The organism is Actinoplanes sp. NPDC026670 (assembly GCF_040638175.1).
Lineage (GTDB): Bacteria > Actinomycetota > Actinomycetes > Mycobacteriales > Micromonosporaceae > Actinoplanes.
On the sequence record NZ_JBEZXU010000042.1, the window covers coordinates 57,954 to 77,591 of the forward strand.

The following is a 19,638-nucleotide window of genomic DNA, read 5'->3' on the forward strand; positions in this document are numbered from 1 at the left end:
CCGCTAGCTGCGAGAATGCCCGCTTACTTCGGATCGAGCCGTATCGTGGCACAGCTTTCGGAGAACTGTAAAGCGGCACTTCCCGAGTTCTTGTTATCGCTCCCACGCCCGTGCATCTACTCTCCGCCACCAGTCTGTTCGTTGCTGCTTCGCGCCGGCTGGGGCCGGTTCGTTGCTGGATTGCGCGGGCTTGCGCTGGTTCGCGCTGGTTCATGCTGGCTCGGGCTGGCTTGCGCTGGCTCGGGCTGCTTCGCGTTGGGTCGTTGCTGCTTCGCTGCTCGGAGGGATCGTCATGCCGGATCGGCGGAAGTGTCATACCCGGCGTTTACGCTGCCGGGATGAGGAGGGAAGCGAGCATTCTGCACGTCGACCTCGACGCGATGTTCGCCGCGGTCGAGCAGCGTGACAAGCCGTCGCTGCGGGGCAAGCCGGTGATCGTCGGCGGCGTGGCCGGGCGTGGAGTCGTGTCCACCGCGTCCTATGAGGCGCGGGCCTTCGGCGCGCACTCGGCGATGCCGATGGCCCAGGCCCGCCGGCGGTGCCCGCCCAACACGGCGTTCCTGTCGCCGCGCTTCCCGGCGTACCAGAAGACCAGCGCGGTCGTCATGGAGCTGCTCGGCGCGGTGTCGCCACTCGTCGAGCAGGTCAGCATCGACGAGGCGTACATCGACCTCGCCCCCACCGGCAACGACCTGAGCGTCCCCGCGGTGACCGCGCTCGCCCTCCGGCTGAAATCGGAGATCGCCGCCGCCACCGGCGGGGTGACCGGCTCGATCGGCGCCGCGTCCAGCAAACTCCTCGCCAAGATCGGCTCCGACCTGTACAAACCCGCCGGCCTTACGGTCGTCCCACCCGGCGACGAGTTGCTGGTCCTGCACCCGCTGCCGGTCCGGCGGCTCGGCGGCGTCGGCCCGGCCACCGAGCAGCGCCTGCACCGCTCCGGCATCCGCACGGTCGGCGACCTGGCCGCGGCCCCGCTCGAAGACCTTGTCGACTGGTTCGGCACCGCCCACGGCCACGGCCTGTTCCGGCTGGCCCGCGCCGACGACCCACGCCCGGTGGTCAGCTCCCGCGAGGCCAAATCCGTCTCGGCCGAGGAGACGTTCGACATTGATGTCCGCGATCCGGCCCGCCTCACCTACGAGCTCGACCTGCTCTCCGCCCGGGTGGCCGGCCGCCTCCGCCGCAACGGGCTGACCGGCCGCACCGTCAACATCAAGGTCCGCCACCCCGACTTCACCACGGTGACCAGGGCGGTGACCCGAGACCAGCCCACCGACGACGGCATCCTGATCGCCCAGCTGGCCCGCCGCCTGCTGGCCGAGGTCCCGACGGCCGGCGGCATCCGCCTGCTCGGCGTCGGAGTCTCGACGCTGTACGACTTCGCCCAGGACGACCTCTTCTCCGCGGCCGGCGAGGACCCCCCGACCTTCGACTTCCCCACCGACCTCCCGCCGGTGCCGTCGCCGTCCGTGCCGCTTTCCGCGCCATCGCCGTCCGTGCCGTCGCTTTCCGTGCCGTCCGCGCCGTCCGCGCCGTCGCTTTCCGTGCCGTCCGTGCCGCCCGTGCCGTCGGACTCCGCGCCGCCGCCGTCCGCGTCGTCTGGGCTGCCTCTTTTTGTGCCGCCCGGTTTGCCGGCATCCACATCTTTCGCGCTTATTGCAACGGAAGCCGGGGCCAGTGCTCCGGCTCCACTCGCTTCAGGGGTTCTGGCTCGGGGGCCGGGTTTGCCGGTGACCGCTGGCGAGCCGCAGTCGGCGTCCAACGGCGCGCCCGCAATCGCTGGGCCCGTGGCCGGCGTGCCCGCAACCGCTGTGTCTGCTGGTCCGTCGTCGTCTGCCACGGATGCCACGTCGCCGGCCATCGCCGTTTCCGCATCGTCGTCCTCGGCTGGTCCTGTCGTTCCGCCGGTTCTGTCACAGCCGTCCGCTCCCGGTCCAGAGTTGCCGATCGTCCCGGCCGCGGTCCCGGTGTGGCGCTCCGGCCAGGACGTCCGGCACGACGAACATGGTCCCGGCTGGGTGCACGGCAGCGGCGTCGGGCGTGTCACGGTCCGCTTCGAGGGACCCTCAACGCCGATCGGCCGAGTCCGGACCTTCTTCGTCGACGACCCCCAGCTGCATCCCGCAGACCCACCCGACTGGACCGTCGTCGTCTCGCAGCCCTCGGCCCCTTGACCGTCCGCCACCGATGCCACAGCGCGAGCCCGGACGCGCTCGTGCGGGCGACTCTCTTATGAGTTGCGCCGTCCGGGCGGCCACAACCTCAAAGATCGCGGAAGCGAACCCGGGCATCCGTAGGTCCAATGGTGCGGAGACAGCGGCTGGGACCAGCCGGGCAAGATCCACCGCTGATCGGGCAGTCCCCGAATCTGGATCTGATCATGCGGGCTTTCTGGTGGGCCGGGCTGGGAGAGGTGGTCCGGGGCTGGGAGAGGTGGGCCGGGCCGGAGGAACTGGGCTGGGCCGGAGGAGGTGGTCCGGGGCCGGGGAGGTGGACCGGCCGATCGGTTGTTTCCCGGGCGTGGCGGATCGCAGGAGGATTCTGGGTGCCGGGCGGTTTTGGTGAAGTGCCGCTGTGCCTGGTGATGGAGGTCGAGTGCTGGGCGACGGAACGGGCATGTCCGGCGACGGATCTGGGATGTCCGGCGGCAGGACTGAGGTGGACGGTCCGGTTGAGTGGCTGCGGCATGCGGTTACCCGGCAGTTCGAGCCGGGGGTGACCGCCCGGACCGGGCAGCTTGCGGTTGACAGTGGGATCGCTGTGCTGGCGTTCGTGGTCAGTCTGCTCCCGTTGACCGCTGACACCGCTCCGGTCTGGGCCTATGCCGTGCTGGCCGGGAACACCCTGCCGCTGGTGTTGCGACGGCAGAGTCCGCTGCTCGCCAACCTGTTGATCGCGCCCAGTGCGGTGATCTTCGGGCTGGCCGGGTGGCCGAGCCCGCTCGTTCCGGTTGGTCCGCTGATCGCTCTGCACGCGATCTCCGCCTATGGCCGGCGCGCGCATTCCTATGCGTTTCTGGGTCTCGCGCTGTTCGCTGCCCCGGCCGTTCTGATGCTGCGGTCCGCCGACTACGAACCCTATGAGTGGCTCAACATCGCCCTGGCTGCTGTCGTGGCCTGGCTGGCCGGCACCCTCACCACGGCGCGACGCCGGGAGACGGCACAGTTCGCGGAACGGATGGCTACCGAACGGGCGCTGCGCAAAGCCGAGTCCGAACGGGCCACGGCCGAAGCTGAACGGGCAACCGCCGAGGCCGAGCGTGCCGCAGCTGAGGAACGTAACCGCATCGCCCGGGACATGCACGATGTGCTGGGCCATTCGGTCGCCGTCATGGTCCTGCTGGCCGAAGGCGCGGCCGCCCGCGCGGAGGCAGGCCACGCCGACCCGGGCACGCTCGACCTGATCGCCTCCACCGGCCGGCGCACCATGGCCGAGCTGCGCGCCGCCCTGGGTCCTCTGCGTTCCCCGACGTCTCCGGCGCGGACGCCCATGGTTGAGGAGCCTGCGCCTGGCAGTTCGGGGATCCGGGGGCTCGTGGAGAGTCTGCGGGCCGCCGGGGCCGTCGTCGAGTTGCGGGACGGGCTCGGGGCGCCGCTCGTCGGAGTGGTGGGGGAGGCGGCGTACCGGATCGTGCAGGAGGCACTGACCAACGCCGTCAAGCACGCCCCGGGCGAAACCGTGACTGTCGACATGGCCGAGGGCGACGGCGGGCCGCGGATCCGGGTCGGCAATCATCTGGGGGACGCTGCCGGCCCGATCTCCGAGGGACAGGGGCTGCGGAACATGCGGGAGCGCGCCGCCTCGGTCGGCGGCCGTGTCGAGCACGGGCCGGACGGCGGCCGGTGGCTGGTCACCCTTCAACTGACGAGGGGGTACGAGGAATGACGATCCGGGTCGCGCTGATCGACGACGAGGAGTTGGTACGGGTCGGCCTGCGCCTGATCCTGGGGGCGCAGCCCGGTGTCGAGGTGGTCGGTGAGGCCGCCGACGGGGCGGGCGCCGCCGCCCTGGTCCGGGACACCCGGCCCGACGTGGTGCTGATGGACCTGCGGATGCCGGGCACCGACGGGATCCGGGCGACCGCCGAGGTGGTGGCCACTGCCCCGCAGACCCGGGTGATCATCCTGACCACGTTCGACCTGGACGAGAACGTGCTCGACTCGCTGCGGGCGGGCGCTTCCGGGTTCCTGGTGAAGGACACCCCGCGAGCCGAGCTGATCACCGCTATCCAGGTGGTGGCCGACGGGAACGCGCTGCTCACCCCGCGTGCCACCCGGCACCTGATGGACGAGTTCCTGCGGGTCGCCCCGCGCGGCGCACGCCGTTCGCCGGTCACCCCGCTGACCGGCCGCGAGTTGGAGGTGCTGACCCTGCTGGCCCGGGGGCGCAGCAACGCCGAGATCGCCGCCGACCTCACGCTGAGCGAGCACACCGTGAAGACCCATGTCGGCAGCATCCTGGCCAAGCTGGGGCTCCGGGACCGGGTCCAGGCGGTCATCCACGCGTACGAGCAGGGCATCGTCACCCCGGCCGGATAGTCACCCGCCTAGCTCGGAAGGACCAGGCCGGAATCCGCTCTCGACGGCGATTCGTCAGGCTGTCCCGATCCGTAGCGTGACCGGCATGAACGGAAATCGAAGTCTCGCCTGGAGCTCGCTGGTCGCGGGCGTTCTCAGTTTCCTGCCCGCTCCCGGTCCGCTGGCCGGGCTGCTGGCGGTCGTCCTCGGGTTTCTCAGCCCGGCCGGTGCGGATGGCCGCCGTCCGGGGCAGGCTCGCGCCGGTATCCTGCTCGGCGCGGTCAGTTTTATCCTTTTCGTAACGTTCTGTGTGGTCTATTTCGGTGTCCTGGGTTACCCGCTCCCGCGGATCGAGCCGTACCGGCCGGAATCGGATCGCTGATGGCCGAGACGGTGGCGGCGGTCGCCGGGTCGATTGCCGCCTGGACACGGCGCCTGCTCCCGGACGAGACCCGGGCCGGACGGCTGGCCGCGGCGCTGGCAGCGGAGTTCGGTGCGGCGACCACGGCGATCGACGAGGCGGGCTGCCGGCGGATCGAGCGGGTCTGTCACCGGTTCTCCAGGCATCTGACCCTGGAGTTCGACAGCGCCGGCCGGCTCGTACCGGATGAGGGGTCGCCGACCGGATGGCCGCCGCCGGATGCCGCGGCGATCCTGAACCGCGGCGCCGGGGTCCGTTCGGCGGAGCGCGACGGTGACGTGGGCACGCTGCGGATCGACAGCCTGGAGCCGTGGCGGTACGCGCGCCGGTTCGTCACCGAGGCGGCCGAGCACCTGGCCGGATGCCGTGAGCTGGTGCTGGACCTGCGGCACAACGGCGGCGGGGAGATGGACACGATGGCCGCGGTGGCCGGGCTGGTGCTGGGGCAGGGCGGTGTCCCGCTGGTCCGGGTGACCACCCGGACGTCGGCCGAACAGTGGCACACCCCGGAGCCGGGGCCGGCGGTGTCGTGGGCGGGCCGGGCCACGGTGCTGACCGGTGCGGGCACCTACTCGTCCGGGGAGTGCCTGGCCTACGTCCTGCAACAGCGGGGGGTGCCGGTGGCGGGCGAGGCCACGGCCGGCGCCGCCGACCACTGCACGCCTGTGCACGTTTCACCGCACGTCACGGCGCTCATTCCGTACGGCATGGTCGTCGATCTTTTGAATGGGGGTAATTGGGAGGGGACCGGGGTGGTTCCCGATATTGCTGGGTTGTGCTGACGGGCGCTGCGGAGTACGAACAGTCCAGGGAGGACTTTCGATGACCGCTGTTTCCCCGCGCCCCGTGCAATCCCGGTCGTGGCCGCTGCGGCGGCAGGTCAGGGGCTCCTGGCTGGCCCGGACTCTGCGCACCACCGATGCGAAGCAGATCGGGATCATGTACCTGGTCACGGCGTTCGTGTGGTTCGTGCTCGGCGGCGCGATGGCGCTGCTGATGCGGGCCGAGCTGGGCCGGCCGGGCATGCAGATCCTCTCGCCGGAGCAGTACAACCAGCTGTTCACCATGCACGGCACGATCATGCTGCTGTTCTTCGCGACGCCGATCGTTTTCGCTTTCGCCAACTTCGTGGTGCCGATCCAGATCGGTGCGCCGGATGTGGCGTTCCCGCGGCTGAACTCGTTCGCGTACTGGCTCTATTTCTTCGGTGGCTTGATCGCGTTCGGCGGTTTCCTGGTGCCGGGCGGGGCGGCGGATTTCGGCTGGACCGCGTATACGCCGCTGAGCACGTGGCAGCACTCGCCGGGGGTCGGCGGGAACATGTGGGTGGTCGGGCTGGCGATCTCCGGTGTCGGCACGATCCTCGGCGCGGTCAACATGATCACCACGATCCTGTGCCTGCGGGCGCCCGGGATGACCATGTTCCGGATGCCGATCATGACGTGGAACATCCTGCTCACCAGCGTGCTCGTGGTGCTGGTCTTCCCGTTCCTGGCGGCGGCGCTGTTCGCTCTGGCCGCCGACCGGGTGCTGGGCGCGCAGGTGTTCAACGTGGAGACCGGCGGGCCGATGCTGTGGCAGCACCTGTTCTGGTTCTTCGGCCATCCTGAGGTCTACATCATCGCGTTGCCGTTCTTCGGGATCATCACCGAGGTGATCCCGGTGTTCAGCCGTAAGCCGGTGTTCGGGTACAAGACGCTGGTCGCCGCCACGATCCTGATCACCATGCTGTCGATGAGCGTGTGGGCGCACCACATGTTCGCCACCGGCCAGGTGCTGTTGCCGTTCTTCAGCCTGCTCAGCTATCTGATCGCGATCCCGACCGGGATGAAGTTCTTCGTCTGGATCGGGACGATGTGGCGGGGGCAGCTGACGTTCGAGTCGCCGATGCTGTTCGCGATCGGGTTCATGGTGACGTTCCTGCTGGGTGGCCTGACCGGGGTGCTGCTCGCGTCGCCGCCCGTCGATTTCCACGTGACCGACAGCTACTTCGTGGTGGCCCATTTCCACTATGTGCTGTTCGGGACGATCGTGTTCGCGGTCTTCTCCGGCATCTACTTCTGGTTCCCGAAGATGTTCGGCCGGATGCTCGACGAGAAGCTGGCGAAGGTGCATTTCTGGCTGACCTTCCTCGGCTTCCACGCCACGTTCCTGGTGCAGCACTGGGTCGGCAACGAGGGCATGCCCCGGCGGTACGCCGACTATCTGCCCGGCGACGGCTTTACCACGCTGAACATGATCTCGACGGTCGGGTCGTTCGTGCTGGGCGCGGCCACGCTGCCGTTCCTCTACAACGTGTGGAAGTCGTACCGGGTGGGCGCGGTGGTCACCGTCGACGACCCGTGGGGGCACGGGAACTCGCTGGAGTGGGCCACGTCCAGCCCGCCGCCGCTGCGCAACTTCGACCGGATGCCCCGGATCCGCTCCGAGCGGCCCGCCTTCGACGCCAAGTTTCCGCAGCTCGCGGCCGGTGGGCCGGCAGTTGACAGCGGACCGGTGACCACCGGGGGCGACGATCGTTGAGATAGGCGGTTAACGGAGGAACTGTCTGGTTTGCGCATAGATGCTCACTGTGAAAGAGGTCGTAAAGCCCCGTACCTAGCAAACTGTGCAAGGCGATGAGAGATCGGACAACCCGCCCCTTTCGGAAGGGATCTCATGCCGATCGCTCTGCACGCGCTGGTGGCCGCCGCGCTCGCCGTGCCCGCCGCACCGGTGGCCGCCACGACACCCCGGGACTGCGCCGGAGACTTCACCGCACGTTCCCGGGCCGACCTCGCGAAGATCGCCGTCCTGGATCCAGGCCCACTCGCCAGAGGCATGCCCGCCCTGGCCGACGTGCGGCTCGCCAGCGCCGAGGGCACCGTGGACAGCGCCGCACGGCCGTACCGCAGCATCGCCTCCGGCCGCCACGCCGACGCCCGCGTCCTCGGCCTCCCCGGCGGTGGCGCCGGCGCCCGGCATGCCGCGCCCGGTGCCGGGCGGCCCGACGAGAAGGACCTCGCCGCCTTCCACGCCGCCGGGCTCGCCACCACCGCCGCCGGCCGGTCGACCGCGTACGCCACCTGGGACGACGCCTACCGCTGCGGCCGGACCGGCGCCCTGACCCGGGCGGTGACCATGCTCAGCGGGCTGTCCGTGCTGGACGGGGCGATCAACGCCGGCGGCCGCCCGACCAGCCTGCTGCGGATCGGGCCGACCGGCTCCGTGCAGAGCGCGACCGACCTGGTCGACCTGCGGAACGGGCGGGTCGGCGTACGATCCGGCGCCGCTGTCGCCCTCGGCGACCTGAGCCTCTTCCACGGCACGCCGCAGGAGATCTCGATCAAGGTGGTCAACCAGCCCGCCCTCGAGGTCGTCGCCGGCAGCCGCCCCGGCGAGACCGGCGTCGACTACCGCCCGGCGGTGCTGCGGATCACCACCGCCGGCCGGCCCGCGCAGGTGCTCAAGGACCCCGGCGCCAGCGTGTCGCTCGGCCTGCTCAGCGGCGTCCGGCAGGGGCCGCCGGCCGCGCTCGAGGTTCGCGTCACCCTCGGTGAGGCCCGGGAGAACCAGCGCGGCCGCCAGGTGTCGGCCGAGGCGCCGACCCTGCGCATCGAGGTCAAACTCGGCATGAGCCACCTGCTCGACGTCGCCCTCGGGCAGCTGTCGGTCACCGCCTGCGCGCCCGACGCGGCCGATCGGCCGCAGAAGCCGGGGCCGCGCCAGCCGACTCCGCTCCCGGACCAGCCGGACGACACCGACACCGACACCGGCACCGACGACGGCACCGACACCGACGTCGATGTGGACACCTCGCCTTCGGCTTCGTCCAGCGCCTCCGCCCCCGCCGACGACGTTCCGGTCCCGGCCGCGGTCCCTTCCGATTCCGGCAACCCCTCCTCTGGTACGGGGGGAAGCACTCTCGCCTTGACCGGAGCCGATGTGACGGTCATCGGGTTCGCCGGAGCCGGCCTGATCCTGGCCGGTCTGCTCTCCCTGCTCCTGACCCGTCGGCGCGCCACCCGCGACTGACGCTCCCGTCCACCGGGCAGGCCGGCCGTCCCGCCGGTCTGCCCGGCCGCATGCCGCCGCCGTGTGCACGTGCCGTCCCGCACGGTCCGGCTTACGATGACGGGATGTCGCTGGTGACCGATGTCGCGGTGGACGAATGGCAGGCCCGGCTGATCGGGCTCAGTCACAGCCTGCATGCCGAACCCGAGATCGCGTTCGAGGAGCACGCCTCGGCGGCGAAGCTCGCGGCGATCATGGGCGAGGCCGGGTTCGCCGTCACCGAGGGTGTCTGCGAACTGCCGACCGCCCTGCTCGCCACCTACGGCGAGGGCGAGCTGACGATCGGGATCTGCGCCGAGTACGACGCCCTGCCCGGCATCGGCCACGGCTGCGGCCACAACATCATCTGCGCGTCGTCGGCCGGCGCGGCGATCGCGTTGCGTGCCGCCGCCGACCGCTACGGCTTCCGCATCGCCCTGATCGGCACCCCGGCCGAGGAGAGCGGCGCCGGCAAACAGCTGATGCTGGAACGCGGCGCCTTCGACGACGTGACAGTGGCGATGATGGCCCACCCCGGCCCGGCCGTCGATACGGCCGGGGCCGGCGACAGCACCCAGGCGTGCAGCCGTTTCGCGGTGACGTTCCAGGGCCGTCCCGCCCACGCCGCCGGCGCCCCGTGGGACGGTGTGAACGCCGCCGACGCCGCGGTCGTCGCCCAGGTGGCGGTCGGCCTGCTCCGCCAGCAGACCCCGCCCGGCTACCGGATCGCCGGTTTCGTCAGCTCCGGCGGTGAGAAGACGAACATCATCCCCGAGCGCAGCGTCCTCGAGTACGAGGTCCGCACCCCCGACGCCGGCCGGCTGGACACCCTGCGCCGCCGGGTCCACGCCTGCTTCGAGGCGGGCGCCCTGGCCACCGGCGCGACAGTCGAGTTCCGCCGCACCGAACCCGACTACCTCGACCTGCGCAACGACGCCTGGCTGATCGAACGCTACGGCAGTCACCTGCCGGCGTTCGGCCGCGCCGCGGTCCCGCTGCCGGGCGGTTTCAGCGCCGCCTCCACCGACATGGGCAACGTCAGCCACACCGTCCCGTCCATCCACCCGATGATCGGCCTGCGGGGCGTGACGGCCATGCCACACACCCACGAGTTCGCCGCGGCCGCCGCCACCCCGGCCGCCGACGAGGCCCTGCTGCACGCGGCCAAACTCCTCGCCCGAACCGCCACCGACCTGGCCACCACCCCGGACCGCCGAGCCACCTACCTGACCCGCAGCTTTCCGCCGGCCCGCACACCGCTGTCCCAGCCGTCCTGAGGCCGGCACGCCCCGGCAGCCGCGCTGTCCCAGCCGCCAGAGGCGGCACCTCGCTGGCTTCGGACCGTGGGTCACCACGCTGCCGGGTGGCGGGGTTCGCGTGGTCATCTGTGGCTCGATTCGAACCGCGGGTCACCCCGCTGCCGGTTGTGCGGTTCGCGTGGTCATCTGTGGCTCGTGTCGGACCGTGGGTCACCACGCTGCCGGGTGGTGCGGGTTGCGTGGTCATGTGTGGCTCGTGTCGGACCGTGGGTCCCGGTCAAGTGGGGCGCGTCGGCTTGGTGGTGGGGGTGAGGATCAGGGTGGACCAGCTGGGCAGGGCGCTTCTTCGGTCGGCGCGTGCTCTCGTGACCTGTGGGCGGTAGGGGGCCAGGGCGGTCAGCGCGTCGGTCAGCTGGGCTCGGGCCAGGCGGGCGCCGGGGCAGGCGTGTGGGCCGGCGCCGAAGACCAGTTGAGCCACCTGGGGTGGGGCCGGGTGGGTGGGGAACGGGTCACGGTGGTGGGCGTCGACCGCGTGCCGGGTGATCAGAATCAGACGGTCGCCTTGGTGGACCGGGCGGCCGGCGATCGTGCCGGGGGCGGCGGCGACCCGGGGGAGCAGTGGGGTGGGGGCGGTTACGCGGAGAAGTTCGCTGGTCAATGCTTCGGGGGCGGTTTCGGCGTACTCCCAGAGGTCTGCGTCGGCGCACCAGGCCGCCGCTCGCGGCAATCCGGCGACCGTCGTGTTGATCGCGGCCACCGCCAGCATCGCGGCCAGCCCGGAGCCGCTCGCGGCCGACCGGGAGTCGCCCACCCCGGAGCCGTCCGCGGCCGATCGGGAGTCGCCGAGTCCGTAGCCGGTCGCGGCCGATCGGGAGTCGTTCGCGCCGGTGCCGGTCGCGGGCGCCTGGGAACCGCCCGGCCCGGAGCCGCTCGCGGAGATCGGTGAGAGCAGGGCGTTGAGGTGGGCGGCGGCCTGTTCGGCGGCTCGGCGGCGGCTGGGGAAGGGCAGGCCGGGCAGGTGTTCACGGGCGCCGGCCGCGGCGGCGGCACGGGCTGCGGATGCCAGTTCCAGCGGATCGACGTTCAGGTCGAGGAGGGCGGCGGCGGTGGCGCCGGAGAGTTCGGCGGCCACCTCGACCAGGTCGATCGGGGTGCCGTCGGCCAGTGGTTTCAGGCGTCGGTCCAGCACGTCGGTCCATACCGGGCGCAATCGGTCCACCCCGTCGGCGCCGAGGGATTCGGCCAGGCCGCGCCGGGAGCCGCGATGGTCGTCGCCCTCCTGGTCGAACAGCAGTCCGCCGCCGGCCAGCCGCCCGGCCGCGCCGCCTGTGGTGCCCTCGGCGGTGCGGTCCAGCGGCACCCGGGTCAAGCCGTCGGTGAATGCGGAGCGTGAGTGGGCCAGAACGGTCATGCCGATTCGTGTGGCCGGCCAGCGGCGGGTGGCCGCCATGAGGGCGAACAGGATCGGGTGGCTGCGCAGGTAGACCTGCCGGTCCCGGCGGCGAGCCCGTGCCTGCGACATCTCGGTTCCCTACCCCGCATCCCGTCCAGAAAACGCGATCATCGTTCGCTTCACGGCCAAGGTCAATCCAGCGCGCGATGGGGCTGCGGCGGAGAGGCCGCGATGGAGGGCCGCGAGGGAGAGGGGTGGATGGGCGACCGCGATGGGGAGAGTGCGAGGGGTGAGGCGGTCAGCGGACGTGGACCTGCGACGGCGTGGCCGGGCGGTAGCGGCGGTCCCAGTACCAGAGCAGGGTCCGGCGGGCGCCCCACGCGCGCAGCCGCCGGAGGCTGGATTCGACGACCAGGTCCTCGGCGCGGACGATCCGGGTGGTGACGCGGCGGGCCCGGTTGAGGAGGGTCACGTCCTCGGAGCCGTCCTCCAGCGCCTCCCGCGCGGTGCCGCCACACCGCACGTAGAGGGACGCGGTCAGGGCCAGGTTGTGCCCGTGGACCAGGACATACGGGCTGCGATACACCGGCGCCCGGTGCGCCTTGCGGTAGCGGCCGTACACCGCGGCCAGCCGCACGGCGGCCGGGAAGACATGGCGTTCGGTCCAGGTCGGCTGTTCGTCGCGGCGCGGGACACTGCGGCCACAGACAAGATCAAAATCGTTGCTCAGGTACGCCCGGAGCGTCGCCACCCAGTCGGGCGAGGGCAGGCAGTCCGCGTCGGTGCGGGCCAGATGTTCGGCGCCGGTGGTGATGGCGTGCCGGAATCCGGTGTCGGCCGCGGTGCCGGCGCCGCGTTCGGGCTCGGTGACGATCTCCACCGGGAACGTGACGGTCCCGGCGAAGCGGCGCACCACGTCGACGGTGTCGTCGGTGGACGCGTTGTCGACGACGATCAGCCGGAAGCCCTGATCGGTCTGCCGCCCGAGCGCTGCCAGGGTCGCCCCGATCGACCCGCCCTCGTTGTAGGCGGGCACGACGACCGCGATGACCGAGCCGCCGCCGGCAGGCCCGGAAGCCGCGCCGGGAGTCACGGTCACCGCGCCGCCCCGCCGGTATCCGGCGTGACACGCGTGCGCACGGCGCCACCTCGCCGCCGGGCTGGTGTGAGCTTCCTGGTCACGGCTTCGGCCTGCTCGGGGATCCGGAGGATCGGGTGCTCATGGCCGTACCCGCTGATGGGGTATCGATGAGGCGAGCGAAGCCGCAGCGTTCCGGTCGGGTTTGCGGGATCGCCCCGCAAGGGGCACCGCAGCGAACATGACACGGTCCGGACGCGCCGAGCCCATCCGGTCGAGGGGCCCGCGCAGCGCGGCCTCGACGCCGGCCCGGTCGGCGCCGGGTGTGGTCTCGACGATCGCGACCACGTGCTCGTCGCCGTCGCCGGCCGGCACCCCGACGAGGACCGCGAGCGAAACGCCGGGAACGTGCAGCGACGGCTCGTACAGGCCGGGATAGATGTTCTCGGCGTTGCGCAGGATCATGTCCTTGCTGCGTCCGCCGAGCACCACCCGCCGATCGGAGAGGGTGGCGATGTCGCCGGTGGCGACCCACTCGTGGGGTTCCGCGCCGAGGTACCGGTCGCACACTCCGGCGCCGGCGAGCAGCAGCTGCCCGTCGTCGCCGACTCGCCCGCGCACGCCGGGGAGCAGGTCGCCGACGAGGTCGCCGTCGCCGGGCCAGGCGCTCTTGTCCCGGGATTCGACGGCGGCCGCCGGGAACACCTCGGTCAGCGCGTAGACCCCCCAGGCCTCGTCGGCCCCGGCGGCCCGTACCCGGTCGAGCAGGTGGGCCGACACCGGCGCCGACCCGCTGTAGACCCGCCCGGCGAACGGCACCCCGCCGTCGAGCGCGGCCCGCAACTGCGGCGGCGTGAGATAGACGGCCTGCGGCCGCAGCCCGGTGACCTGCTTCGCGAGCGCCCGCGGCCGGCGCTCCGGGGTGGCGACCGGCGCGCCGGCGGCCAGCGACGGCACCATCACGAAGAACGTGCCGCCGAGCACCGGAACCCCGGCGACCGGCCGGACCAGGTCGGCCACCGACCGCAGTCCGGTGTCGAGCCCGCCCCGGGTGTGCACCACCGCGCGCGGGCTGCTGGTGGTCCCGGAGGTGAAGATGATCACCGCGTCGCCGTCGCCGTCGTAGGCGGGCGGCACCGGGCCGGGTTTCAGTTCCAGAGCCGGGGCGTTGCCGGGCAGCCGGGCGCCGACGGTCACGGTCGGGCCGAGCCCGGTGAAGTCGGGCAGTGCCAGCCCGGCCCGGCGGGCCAGCGGGGCGGCCCATCCGGCGACCGCCTGGGCGGCCGCGTCGGCGACGATCAGGGCCGGCCGGGCCAGCGACAACCGGGCGGTGAGCACGTCCGGGCCGGCGGTCGGGTCGAGCAGCGCCACCCGTACGCCCAGCCGGTAAGCCGCGAGCACCATGGCCACCGCGCGTGGCCCGGGGCGGATCGCCAGCCCGAGCGTGTCGCCGGCGCCCAGGCCACGGGCGTGCAGGGCGGTCGCGTACCGGTCGCGGAGCCCGGTCAGGTCCTCGCCGGAGACGGTTCTCCGCCCGCGGATCAGGGCCGGACCGGACAGCCGGCCGGTGCTCAGCGCGTCGAGCAAGGGGCTCCCCTCATCGTGGGTCCGGGGTCAGGGCGCCACTGCCACGGTCGAGGTACCAGCGGGCGGTCCGCAGCACCCCGTACGCCCGCAGCCGCCGGGTCGAGTTCTCCACCACCATCGACCGGCTGTGGGTGATCGATGAGGTGGTCCGGCGGACCCGGTTGAGGAAGAGCCGGTCAGTCGGCGACGGCCGCCGCGGCATCCCGCCGCACTCCAGGTAAAGCGCCGCGGTGATCGCCATGTTGTTGCCGGCGTGCATCCGGTAGGGCGCCCGGAACCCGCTGTCCCGGTGCGCCGGCCGGATCCGCCCGAACGCCGCCGCCAGCGCCACCAGCAGCCCGAACACCGCCCGCCCGGCCGGACCGTGCTCGTCCCGGCGGGCCGTGATCCGTCCGCAGGCCAGCCCGGCGCCGCCGTCGAGCGCGGCCCGGGCCGCCGCCACCCAGCCGGGCCGGGGCAGGCAGTCGGCGTCGGTACGCGCCAGCAGCTCCGCCCCCGCCGCGATGGCGTGCCGGAACCCGGTGTCGACCGCGCAGCCGACACCCTTCTCGGGCTCGGCGAGCACCCGCATCGGGAACGGCGCGCACGCACGGAACGCCTCGACCGCGGCGACGGTCGTGTCGGTGGAGCCGTTGTCGACGACGAGCAGGGTGAAGTCGGTGTCGGTCTGGGCGGCCAGGGCGTACAGGGTGGCGCTGATCCGGGCGGCCTCGTTGTAGGCGGGCACCACCACCCACAACCGGGTCATGACCGTTCCCACACCATCGTCATCATGCTGACACCGCCGCCGAGCCCGATGAACAGCACCCGGTCCCCGGTCGTGAGTTGCGGGTGGATCCGGCTGAGCTGCACGCCGAGGGTCGCGCTGGCCATGTTCCCGAACGAGGTGACAGTGACGTCGAGCCGGTCCTTCGGCACGCCCGTGACCTCGATGAACTTCTCCAGGTAGGGCATCGTCACCTGGTGTACGAGAATCCGGGCGTAATCGGTGAACGCCATCCCGGTGCGCTCCCGGACCCGGTCCAGGATGCTCGCCCCGATCGTCTCGAACACCCCGCGCAGCCGGTGCCCGTCGCCGGTGAAGTAGGTGTGCTCCTCGCCCCGCGGATGCCGTGACCCGCCGCCCGGGATCCCGCCGACCCGCCAGTGCTCCGAGTGCGTCTCGGTGTCGACGTCGATGATCCCGCCCCGCTCGACCGGCGCCACGACCACCGCCGCCCCGGCGTCGCCGAACGTGTACCCGGCGAACGCCCGCCGCGCCTCGGCCAGCCCCGACACCCGTGGCCGCATCACCCGGCTCGGCGTCTCACCGGTGACGACCAGCGCCCGCCGCGCCCGCCCGGCCAGGATCATCGACCGGGCCAGGTCGATCCCGTTGACGAAGCTGTTGCAGGCGTTGGTGACGTCGAGCGCGTGCGCCCGGGTGCCGAGCGAGTCCTGGAGGATGTGCGCCGTCGCCGGCTCCACCATGTCCCGGCTGGCTGACGCGAACAGCAGCAGGTCGACGTCGGACGGGTGCAGGCCGGCCGAGGCGAGGGCGTTGCGGCCGGCGTGCAGGCCGAGCGTGGAGGCGTACTCGTGGTCGGCCGCGATCCGCCGGCGTTCGATGCCGGTGAGCCGGGCGAGCAGGCCGCGGGGGAGCTTCCCGATCCGGTCCTGGAGTTCGGTCGTGGTGACCTCCCGCTCCGGCAGATGGGCGCCCACCCCGGTGATTCCGACTCGCACTATCCCCCCACAGACGGTTCGGCCCTCAGCATGACCGAACAGCGTCCGATATGACGACCGTGCCGGAACAGCTTTTTCTGCTCGGCAATCTGGGGACCATGATCACTTACGCGGCGATCACGGTGGTCATCGCGGTGCCGGTCGTGCGAGCCGGCCGGCTGCGGCGCAACCTGCTCGCGGTGGCCACGGCACTGATCTTCCTGACCGCCGCGGTCGGGCACGGCATGCACGCGTACCTCGCCGTCACCGAGCTCAACCGGTCCTGGGTGTGGGCGCTGGCCTGCTGGAACCTGGTTACCTGCGTGGCCGGCCTCTACTACTGGACGGTCCGGCGGCGCAGCCGGTCGCCGGCCGGCGCGATCTACCCGGATCCGCAGCGGGAACGGCTCCAGGACGAGGCGGATGCGCACCGGGCCACCCTGGAGGCGGTCGTCGAGCACACCGACGACGCGATCATCGGCACCGACCTGGACGGCATCCTCACCGCCTGGAACCGGGGCGCCGAACGGATCTTCGGCTGGGCCGCCGCCGAGGTCCTCGGGAGACACGCGCGGGTGCTGACCGACGACGCCGGCGCGGTGGAGCAGCGGGAGATGATGCGGCGGATCCGGGGCGGCGAACGGAACGTGTCGTACGAGACACGCCGTTTCCGCAAGGACGGCACCCCGGTCGAGGCGTCGTTCAGTGTGGCCCTGATCCGGGACCGGTTCGGGCAGCCGATCGGGTTCTCCGCGGTGGTCCGGGACGTCACCGCGATCAAGGAGGCAGCCGAACGGCAGCGGGCCGTCGAGGAGCGCACCCACCAGGCCCAGCGGATGGAGAGCCTCGGCAAACTGGCCGGCGGGGTGGCGCACGACTTCAACAACATCCTGGCGATCATCGTGAACTACACCGACTTCGCCGCCGAGGCGGCCACCGGCAACGACGCCCTGGCCGCCGACCTGAAGCATGTCCGCAGCGCCGCCGACCGGGCCATCAACCTGACCCGCCAGTTGCTGACCTTCACCCGCGGCGACACCATCCAGCCACAGGACGTCGACCTGAACGCCGGCCTCGCCGAAGTCCACGCCATGCTCGGCCGCACCATCGGCGAGCACATCAACCTGATCATGGTGCCGTCCCCGGCCCCGGTGCTGGTCCACGCCGACCCCGGCCAGCTCCAGCAGGTGCTGCTCAATCTGGCGATCAACGCCCGCGACGCGATGCCGGACGGCGGAACCCTGGTCCTGGAGGCCAACACCGCGGCCCTGGACGGCGGCGAACTCGACATGCAGCCCCCGCTGCCCGCCGGAACCTACGCCCGCCTGCTGGTCAGCGACACCGGCGAAGGCATGACCGCGGACGTGGCGGCGCACATCTTCGAACCCTTCTACACCACCAAACCCCGAGGTCAGGGCACCGGCCTGGGGCTGTCCACGGTCTACGGCATCGTGGCCGAGGCCGGCGGCAGCATCAACGTCTACTCCGAACCGGGTGTCGGCACCACGTTCCGCATCTACCTGCCGATGGCCGTCGCCACCGGCGCCGGGGTCCCCGCGGTCCTGCGCCAGGACGACCCGCCGTCCGGCGACGGCCGGACCGTTCTGGTCGTCGAGGACGAGCCGGCCCTGGCCCGGGTGGTCACCCGGATCCTCGTCAACGGCGGCTACCACGTGCTCACCGCCACCGGCGGCCCGCAGGCGCTGACCCTCTTCCGGCAGTACGGCTGCGACCTGCTGCTGACCGACGTGATCATGCCGGAGATGTCCGGCCGCCGCCTCGCCGAACTCGTCCACGACGCGGCGCCCGCCCTGCCGGTCCTCTACATGTCCGGTTACAGCAACGGCCTCCTCGGCACCACCCACGTGCTCGACGGCGACATCGCCTTCATCGAGAAACCCTTCACCGCGCACGATCTGCTGCACAAGGTCGCCGAGGTGATGCCGAACCTGATCCGGGAGTACGGCTGACCCGTCCCGCCTTCCTGCCCGGCCGGTCAGGGGTGGGCGGTGAACGAGGCCAGCACGACGGTGAAGCCGGGCAGCTGGTCTGTCCAGGCCTTGCGGGTGGACTGCCACTCCAGGACGTACGAGCGGCCGCCGATGTTCGTGATGCGGCGTAGTGAGCGCATGGCGGTGCCGTCCGGGTCCTGGAACGTGTACTCCCAGATGGCTGCCAGCGGGCTCGGAAGGGCTTCGAGGCGCAGGCGGTGGTAGCCCGGCAGGTGGGTCTCCATCTCGGCGATCTCCAGTTCGGCGACCACGTCCGACGGGGGTTCGGGTAGTGCCGTGATGCCGAGCAGGGTGCGGTTCCGGTCGGAGCGGAAGGCCAGCCCGCCCGGGACCTCGTCGCGGCGCCAGCCGGACGGCACCGCCACCCGGTACCCCTCCGGGCTGTCCCACCAGGTGTGCCCGTCCGGCGGCGGATCCTCCGGGCCCTTGCCGTCGGCCGGGTCCGCCGGCCGGGCCGGGCCGCCCGGGGCTGTGCCGTCGAGGTCGCCCGCACCGGCTGTGCCGGCCAGGCCGGTTCCGGCAGCGGGGCCCTGTCCTGGATGGGCGACGGCCGGGGCCGGCCGGCCGGTGTGAACGGGCGTGGTGCTGGTGATGGCGGCGTTGCCCGTACGCGCGCGGGTCTCGCCCTGGGCGGTGGCCGCGACTGCGGTGAGGGTCGTGGTGACGGCGACCGCGGCGACGATGGCCGGGATCCGGCGGCGTGCCGTCGAGCGCGGCTTGCGGCGGCTCGCCTCGATGACGCCGCGCAGCGCCCATTCGGCGCCGGTGACGGTCAGCCGGTCGGTCGGGTCGCGGCGCAGCAGGCCGGCCAGCACCGGCGCGAGTGGCCCGGCCCGGCGTGGCGGGTCGGGCCGGGAGAAGCCGACGGCACGCAGCACCTCGGCGGTGGTGGGGCGCAGGAACGGCGGCCGGCCCTCGACGGCGTGGTAGAGGGTCGCCCCGAGGGACCACAGATCGGACCGCTCGTCGGTGGCGTGGTCGTAGATGCGTTCGGGCGCGATGTATTTCGGGGAGCCGAGCACGATCCCGGCGTCGGCGAGGGTGCGGATGCCGTTCGGGGTGACGGCCGGGCCGAAGTCGGTGAGCACCACCCGGCCCTCGCCGGTGATCAGCACGTTGCCCGGTTTGACGTCGAGGTGCAGCACTCCGGCGCGACCGGCCGCCCGCAGCGCGGACACCAGCAGCAGGCCGATCCGGGCGACGCGGACCGGCGACAGCGGGCCGGACTCGTCGATCATCTGGTGCAGGGAACGGGACGGCAGGTACTCCATGATGATCCACGGGCCGTCCCAGGACGGCAGCACGTCGTGGGTCCGGATCACGTTGGGGTGTTCGACACGGGAGGCGGCGGCCGCTTCCGGGAGCGCCCAGTCCCGCAGGAGCTCCTGCTGACCGATGGTGAGGCCGTGCGGGAGGGCGCAGTGTTTGGCCACGACGTATTCGTCGGTCTTCTCGTCGACGGACAACCAGATGCGACTCATGTGACCTGAGGCGAGCGGGCGGACGAGTCGATAACGTCCCCCGACGACCTCTCCCACCGCGGCCATGCCTTCACCCCGTTTTAAAGATGTGTTTACGCAGGTCAGGAGCTCTGTCGAGAGTAGCCGGTGCGGACTACCGGAAATCGAGCTT

15 protein-coding genes are annotated in these 19,638 nt (G+C 72.0%); 9 read left to right on the forward strand and 6 right to left on the reverse strand.

Annotated elements, in window-relative coordinates:
- Window positions 1–338 precede the first annotated feature (338 nt).
- The 8 genes from AB0E94_RS33685 (at window position 339) to AB0E94_RS33720 (ending at window position 10,250) form a co-directional block, all read left to right on the forward strand.
- Window positions 339–2,177, forward strand: coding sequence for a DNA polymerase IV (locus AB0E94_RS33685; RefSeq protein ID WP_360334845.1), 1,839 nt, complete (start codon window positions 339–341; stop codon window positions 2,175–2,177).
- Window positions 2,178–2,661: 484 nt separating this feature from the next.
- Entirely contained in the window at window positions 2,662–3,888 is a 1,227-nt protein-coding gene (locus AB0E94_RS33690) for a histidine kinase (RefSeq protein WP_360334848.1), read from the forward strand.
- Entirely contained in the window at window positions 3,885–4,541 is a 657-nt protein-coding gene (locus AB0E94_RS33695; protein ID WP_360334851.1) for a response regulator transcription factor, read from the forward strand. The genes AB0E94_RS33690 and AB0E94_RS33695 overlap by 4 nt, the downstream gene beginning before the upstream one ends.
- A 76-nt stretch (window positions 4,542–4,617) precedes the next feature.
- Entirely contained in the window at window positions 4,618–4,902 is a 285-nt protein-coding gene (locus AB0E94_RS33700) for a hypothetical protein (protein WP_360334854.1), read from the forward strand.
- Complete coding sequence (locus AB0E94_RS33705) at window positions 4,902–5,723, forward strand: S41 family peptidase (RefSeq protein ID WP_360334857.1); 822 nt, start codon at window positions 4,902–4,904, stop codon at window positions 5,721–5,723. The genes AB0E94_RS33700 and AB0E94_RS33705 overlap by 1 nt, the downstream gene beginning before the upstream one ends.
- Window positions 5,724–5,763: 40 nt before the next feature.
- Window positions 5,764–7,464, forward strand: a complete 1,701-nt coding sequence (gene ctaD / locus AB0E94_RS33710) for a cytochrome c oxidase subunit I (protein ID WP_360334860.1) — start codon at window positions 5,764–5,766, stop codon at window positions 7,462–7,464.
- Between the two features lie 135 nt (window positions 7,465–7,599).
- The gene (locus tag AB0E94_RS33715) at window positions 7,600–8,955 is read left to right on the forward strand and encodes a hypothetical protein (RefSeq protein WP_360334863.1); all 1,356 of its coding nucleotides are present in this window, start codon (window positions 7,600–7,602) and stop codon (window positions 8,953–8,955) included.
- A gap of 104 nt (window positions 8,956–9,059) precedes the next feature.
- On the forward strand, window positions 9,060–10,250 hold the full coding sequence (locus tag AB0E94_RS33720) for an amidohydrolase (RefSeq protein ID WP_360334867.1): 1,191 nt from the start codon (window positions 9,060–9,062) through the stop codon (window positions 10,248–10,250).
- 259 nt (window positions 10,251–10,509) lie between these two features.
- On the opposite strand, the gene AB0E94_RS33725 is transcribed toward AB0E94_RS33720, so the two are convergent.
- From AB0E94_RS33725 to AB0E94_RS33745, 5 genes are all read right to left on the reverse strand, one after another.
- On the reverse strand, window positions 10,510–11,754 hold the full coding sequence (locus AB0E94_RS33725; protein WP_360334870.1) for a cytochrome P450: 1,245 nt from the start codon (window positions 11,752–11,754) through the stop codon (window positions 10,510–10,512).
- A 169-nt stretch (window positions 11,755–11,923) separates the two neighbouring features.
- Entirely contained in the window at window positions 11,924–12,724 is an 801-nt protein-coding gene (locus AB0E94_RS33730) for a glycosyltransferase family 2 protein (RefSeq protein ID WP_360334873.1), read from the reverse strand.
- Window positions 12,725–12,844: 120 nt separating this feature from the next.
- A complete protein-coding gene (locus tag AB0E94_RS33735; protein WP_360334876.1) occupies window positions 12,845–14,290 on the reverse strand; it encodes a class I adenylate-forming enzyme family protein in 1,446 nt (481 codons plus the stop codon).
- 10 nt (window positions 14,291–14,300) lie between these two features.
- Window positions 14,301–15,038: a glycosyltransferase gene (locus tag AB0E94_RS33740; RefSeq protein ID WP_360334879.1), complete on the reverse strand. Its 738-nt coding sequence runs from the start codon at window positions 15,036–15,038 to the stop codon at window positions 14,301–14,303.
- A complete protein-coding gene (locus AB0E94_RS33745) occupies window positions 15,035–16,015 on the reverse strand; it encodes a ketoacyl-ACP synthase III (protein WP_360334882.1) in 981 nt (326 codons plus the stop codon). Before AB0E94_RS33745 ends, AB0E94_RS33740 begins: the two co-directional genes overlap by 4 nt.
- A gap of 98 nt (window positions 16,016–16,113) precedes the next feature.
- Between AB0E94_RS33745 and AB0E94_RS33750 the strand changes: the two genes are divergently transcribed.
- The gene (locus tag AB0E94_RS33750; RefSeq protein ID WP_360334885.1) at window positions 16,114–17,964 is read left to right on the forward strand and encodes a PAS domain S-box protein; all 1,851 of its coding nucleotides are present in this window, start codon (window positions 16,114–16,116) and stop codon (window positions 17,962–17,964) included.
- Window positions 17,965–17,990: 26 nt separating this feature from the next.
- Here the strand turns inward: AB0E94_RS33750 and AB0E94_RS33755 are convergent, their stop codons facing one another.
- Entirely contained in the window at window positions 17,991–19,553 is a 1,563-nt protein-coding gene (locus AB0E94_RS33755) for a protein kinase (protein ID WP_360334888.1), read from the reverse strand.
- Window positions 19,554–19,638 lie beyond the last annotated feature (85 nt).

Coding starts and splice junctions, on each gene's coding strand:
- AB0E94_RS33685 (WP_360334845.1), top strand. CDS start 339: ATGAGGAGGGAAGCGAGCATTCTGCACGTCGACCTCGACGCGATGTTC.
- AB0E94_RS33695 (WP_360334851.1), top strand. CDS start 3,885: ATGACGATCCGGGTCGCGCTGATCGACGACGAGGAGTTGGTACGGGTC.
- AB0E94_RS33705 (WP_360334857.1), top strand. CDS start 4,902: ATGGCCGAGACGGTGGCGGCGGTCGCCGGGTCGATTGCCGCCTGGACA.
- ctaD (WP_360334860.1), top strand. CDS start 5,764: ATGACCGCTGTTTCCCCGCGCCCCGTGCAATCCCGGTCGTGGCCGCTG.
- AB0E94_RS33715 (WP_360334863.1), top strand. CDS start 7,600: ATGCCGATCGCTCTGCACGCGCTGGTGGCCGCCGCGCTCGCCGTGCCC.
- AB0E94_RS33720 (WP_360334867.1), top strand. CDS start 9,060: ATGTCGCTGGTGACCGATGTCGCGGTGGACGAATGGCAGGCCCGGCTG.
- AB0E94_RS33725 (WP_360334870.1), bottom strand. CDS start 11,754: ATGTCGCAGGCACGGGCTCGCCGCCGGGACCGGCAGGTCTACCTGCGC.
- AB0E94_RS33740 (WP_360334879.1), bottom strand. CDS start 15,038: ATGACCCGGTTGTGGGTGGTGGTGCCCGCCTACAACGAGGCCGCCCGG.
- AB0E94_RS33750 (WP_360334885.1), top strand. CDS start 16,114: ATGATCACTTACGCGGCGATCACGGTGGTCATCGCGGTGCCGGTCGTG.
- AB0E94_RS33755 (WP_360334888.1), bottom strand. CDS start 19,553: ATGGCCGCGGTGGGAGAGGTCGTCGGGGGACGTTATCGACTCGTCCGC.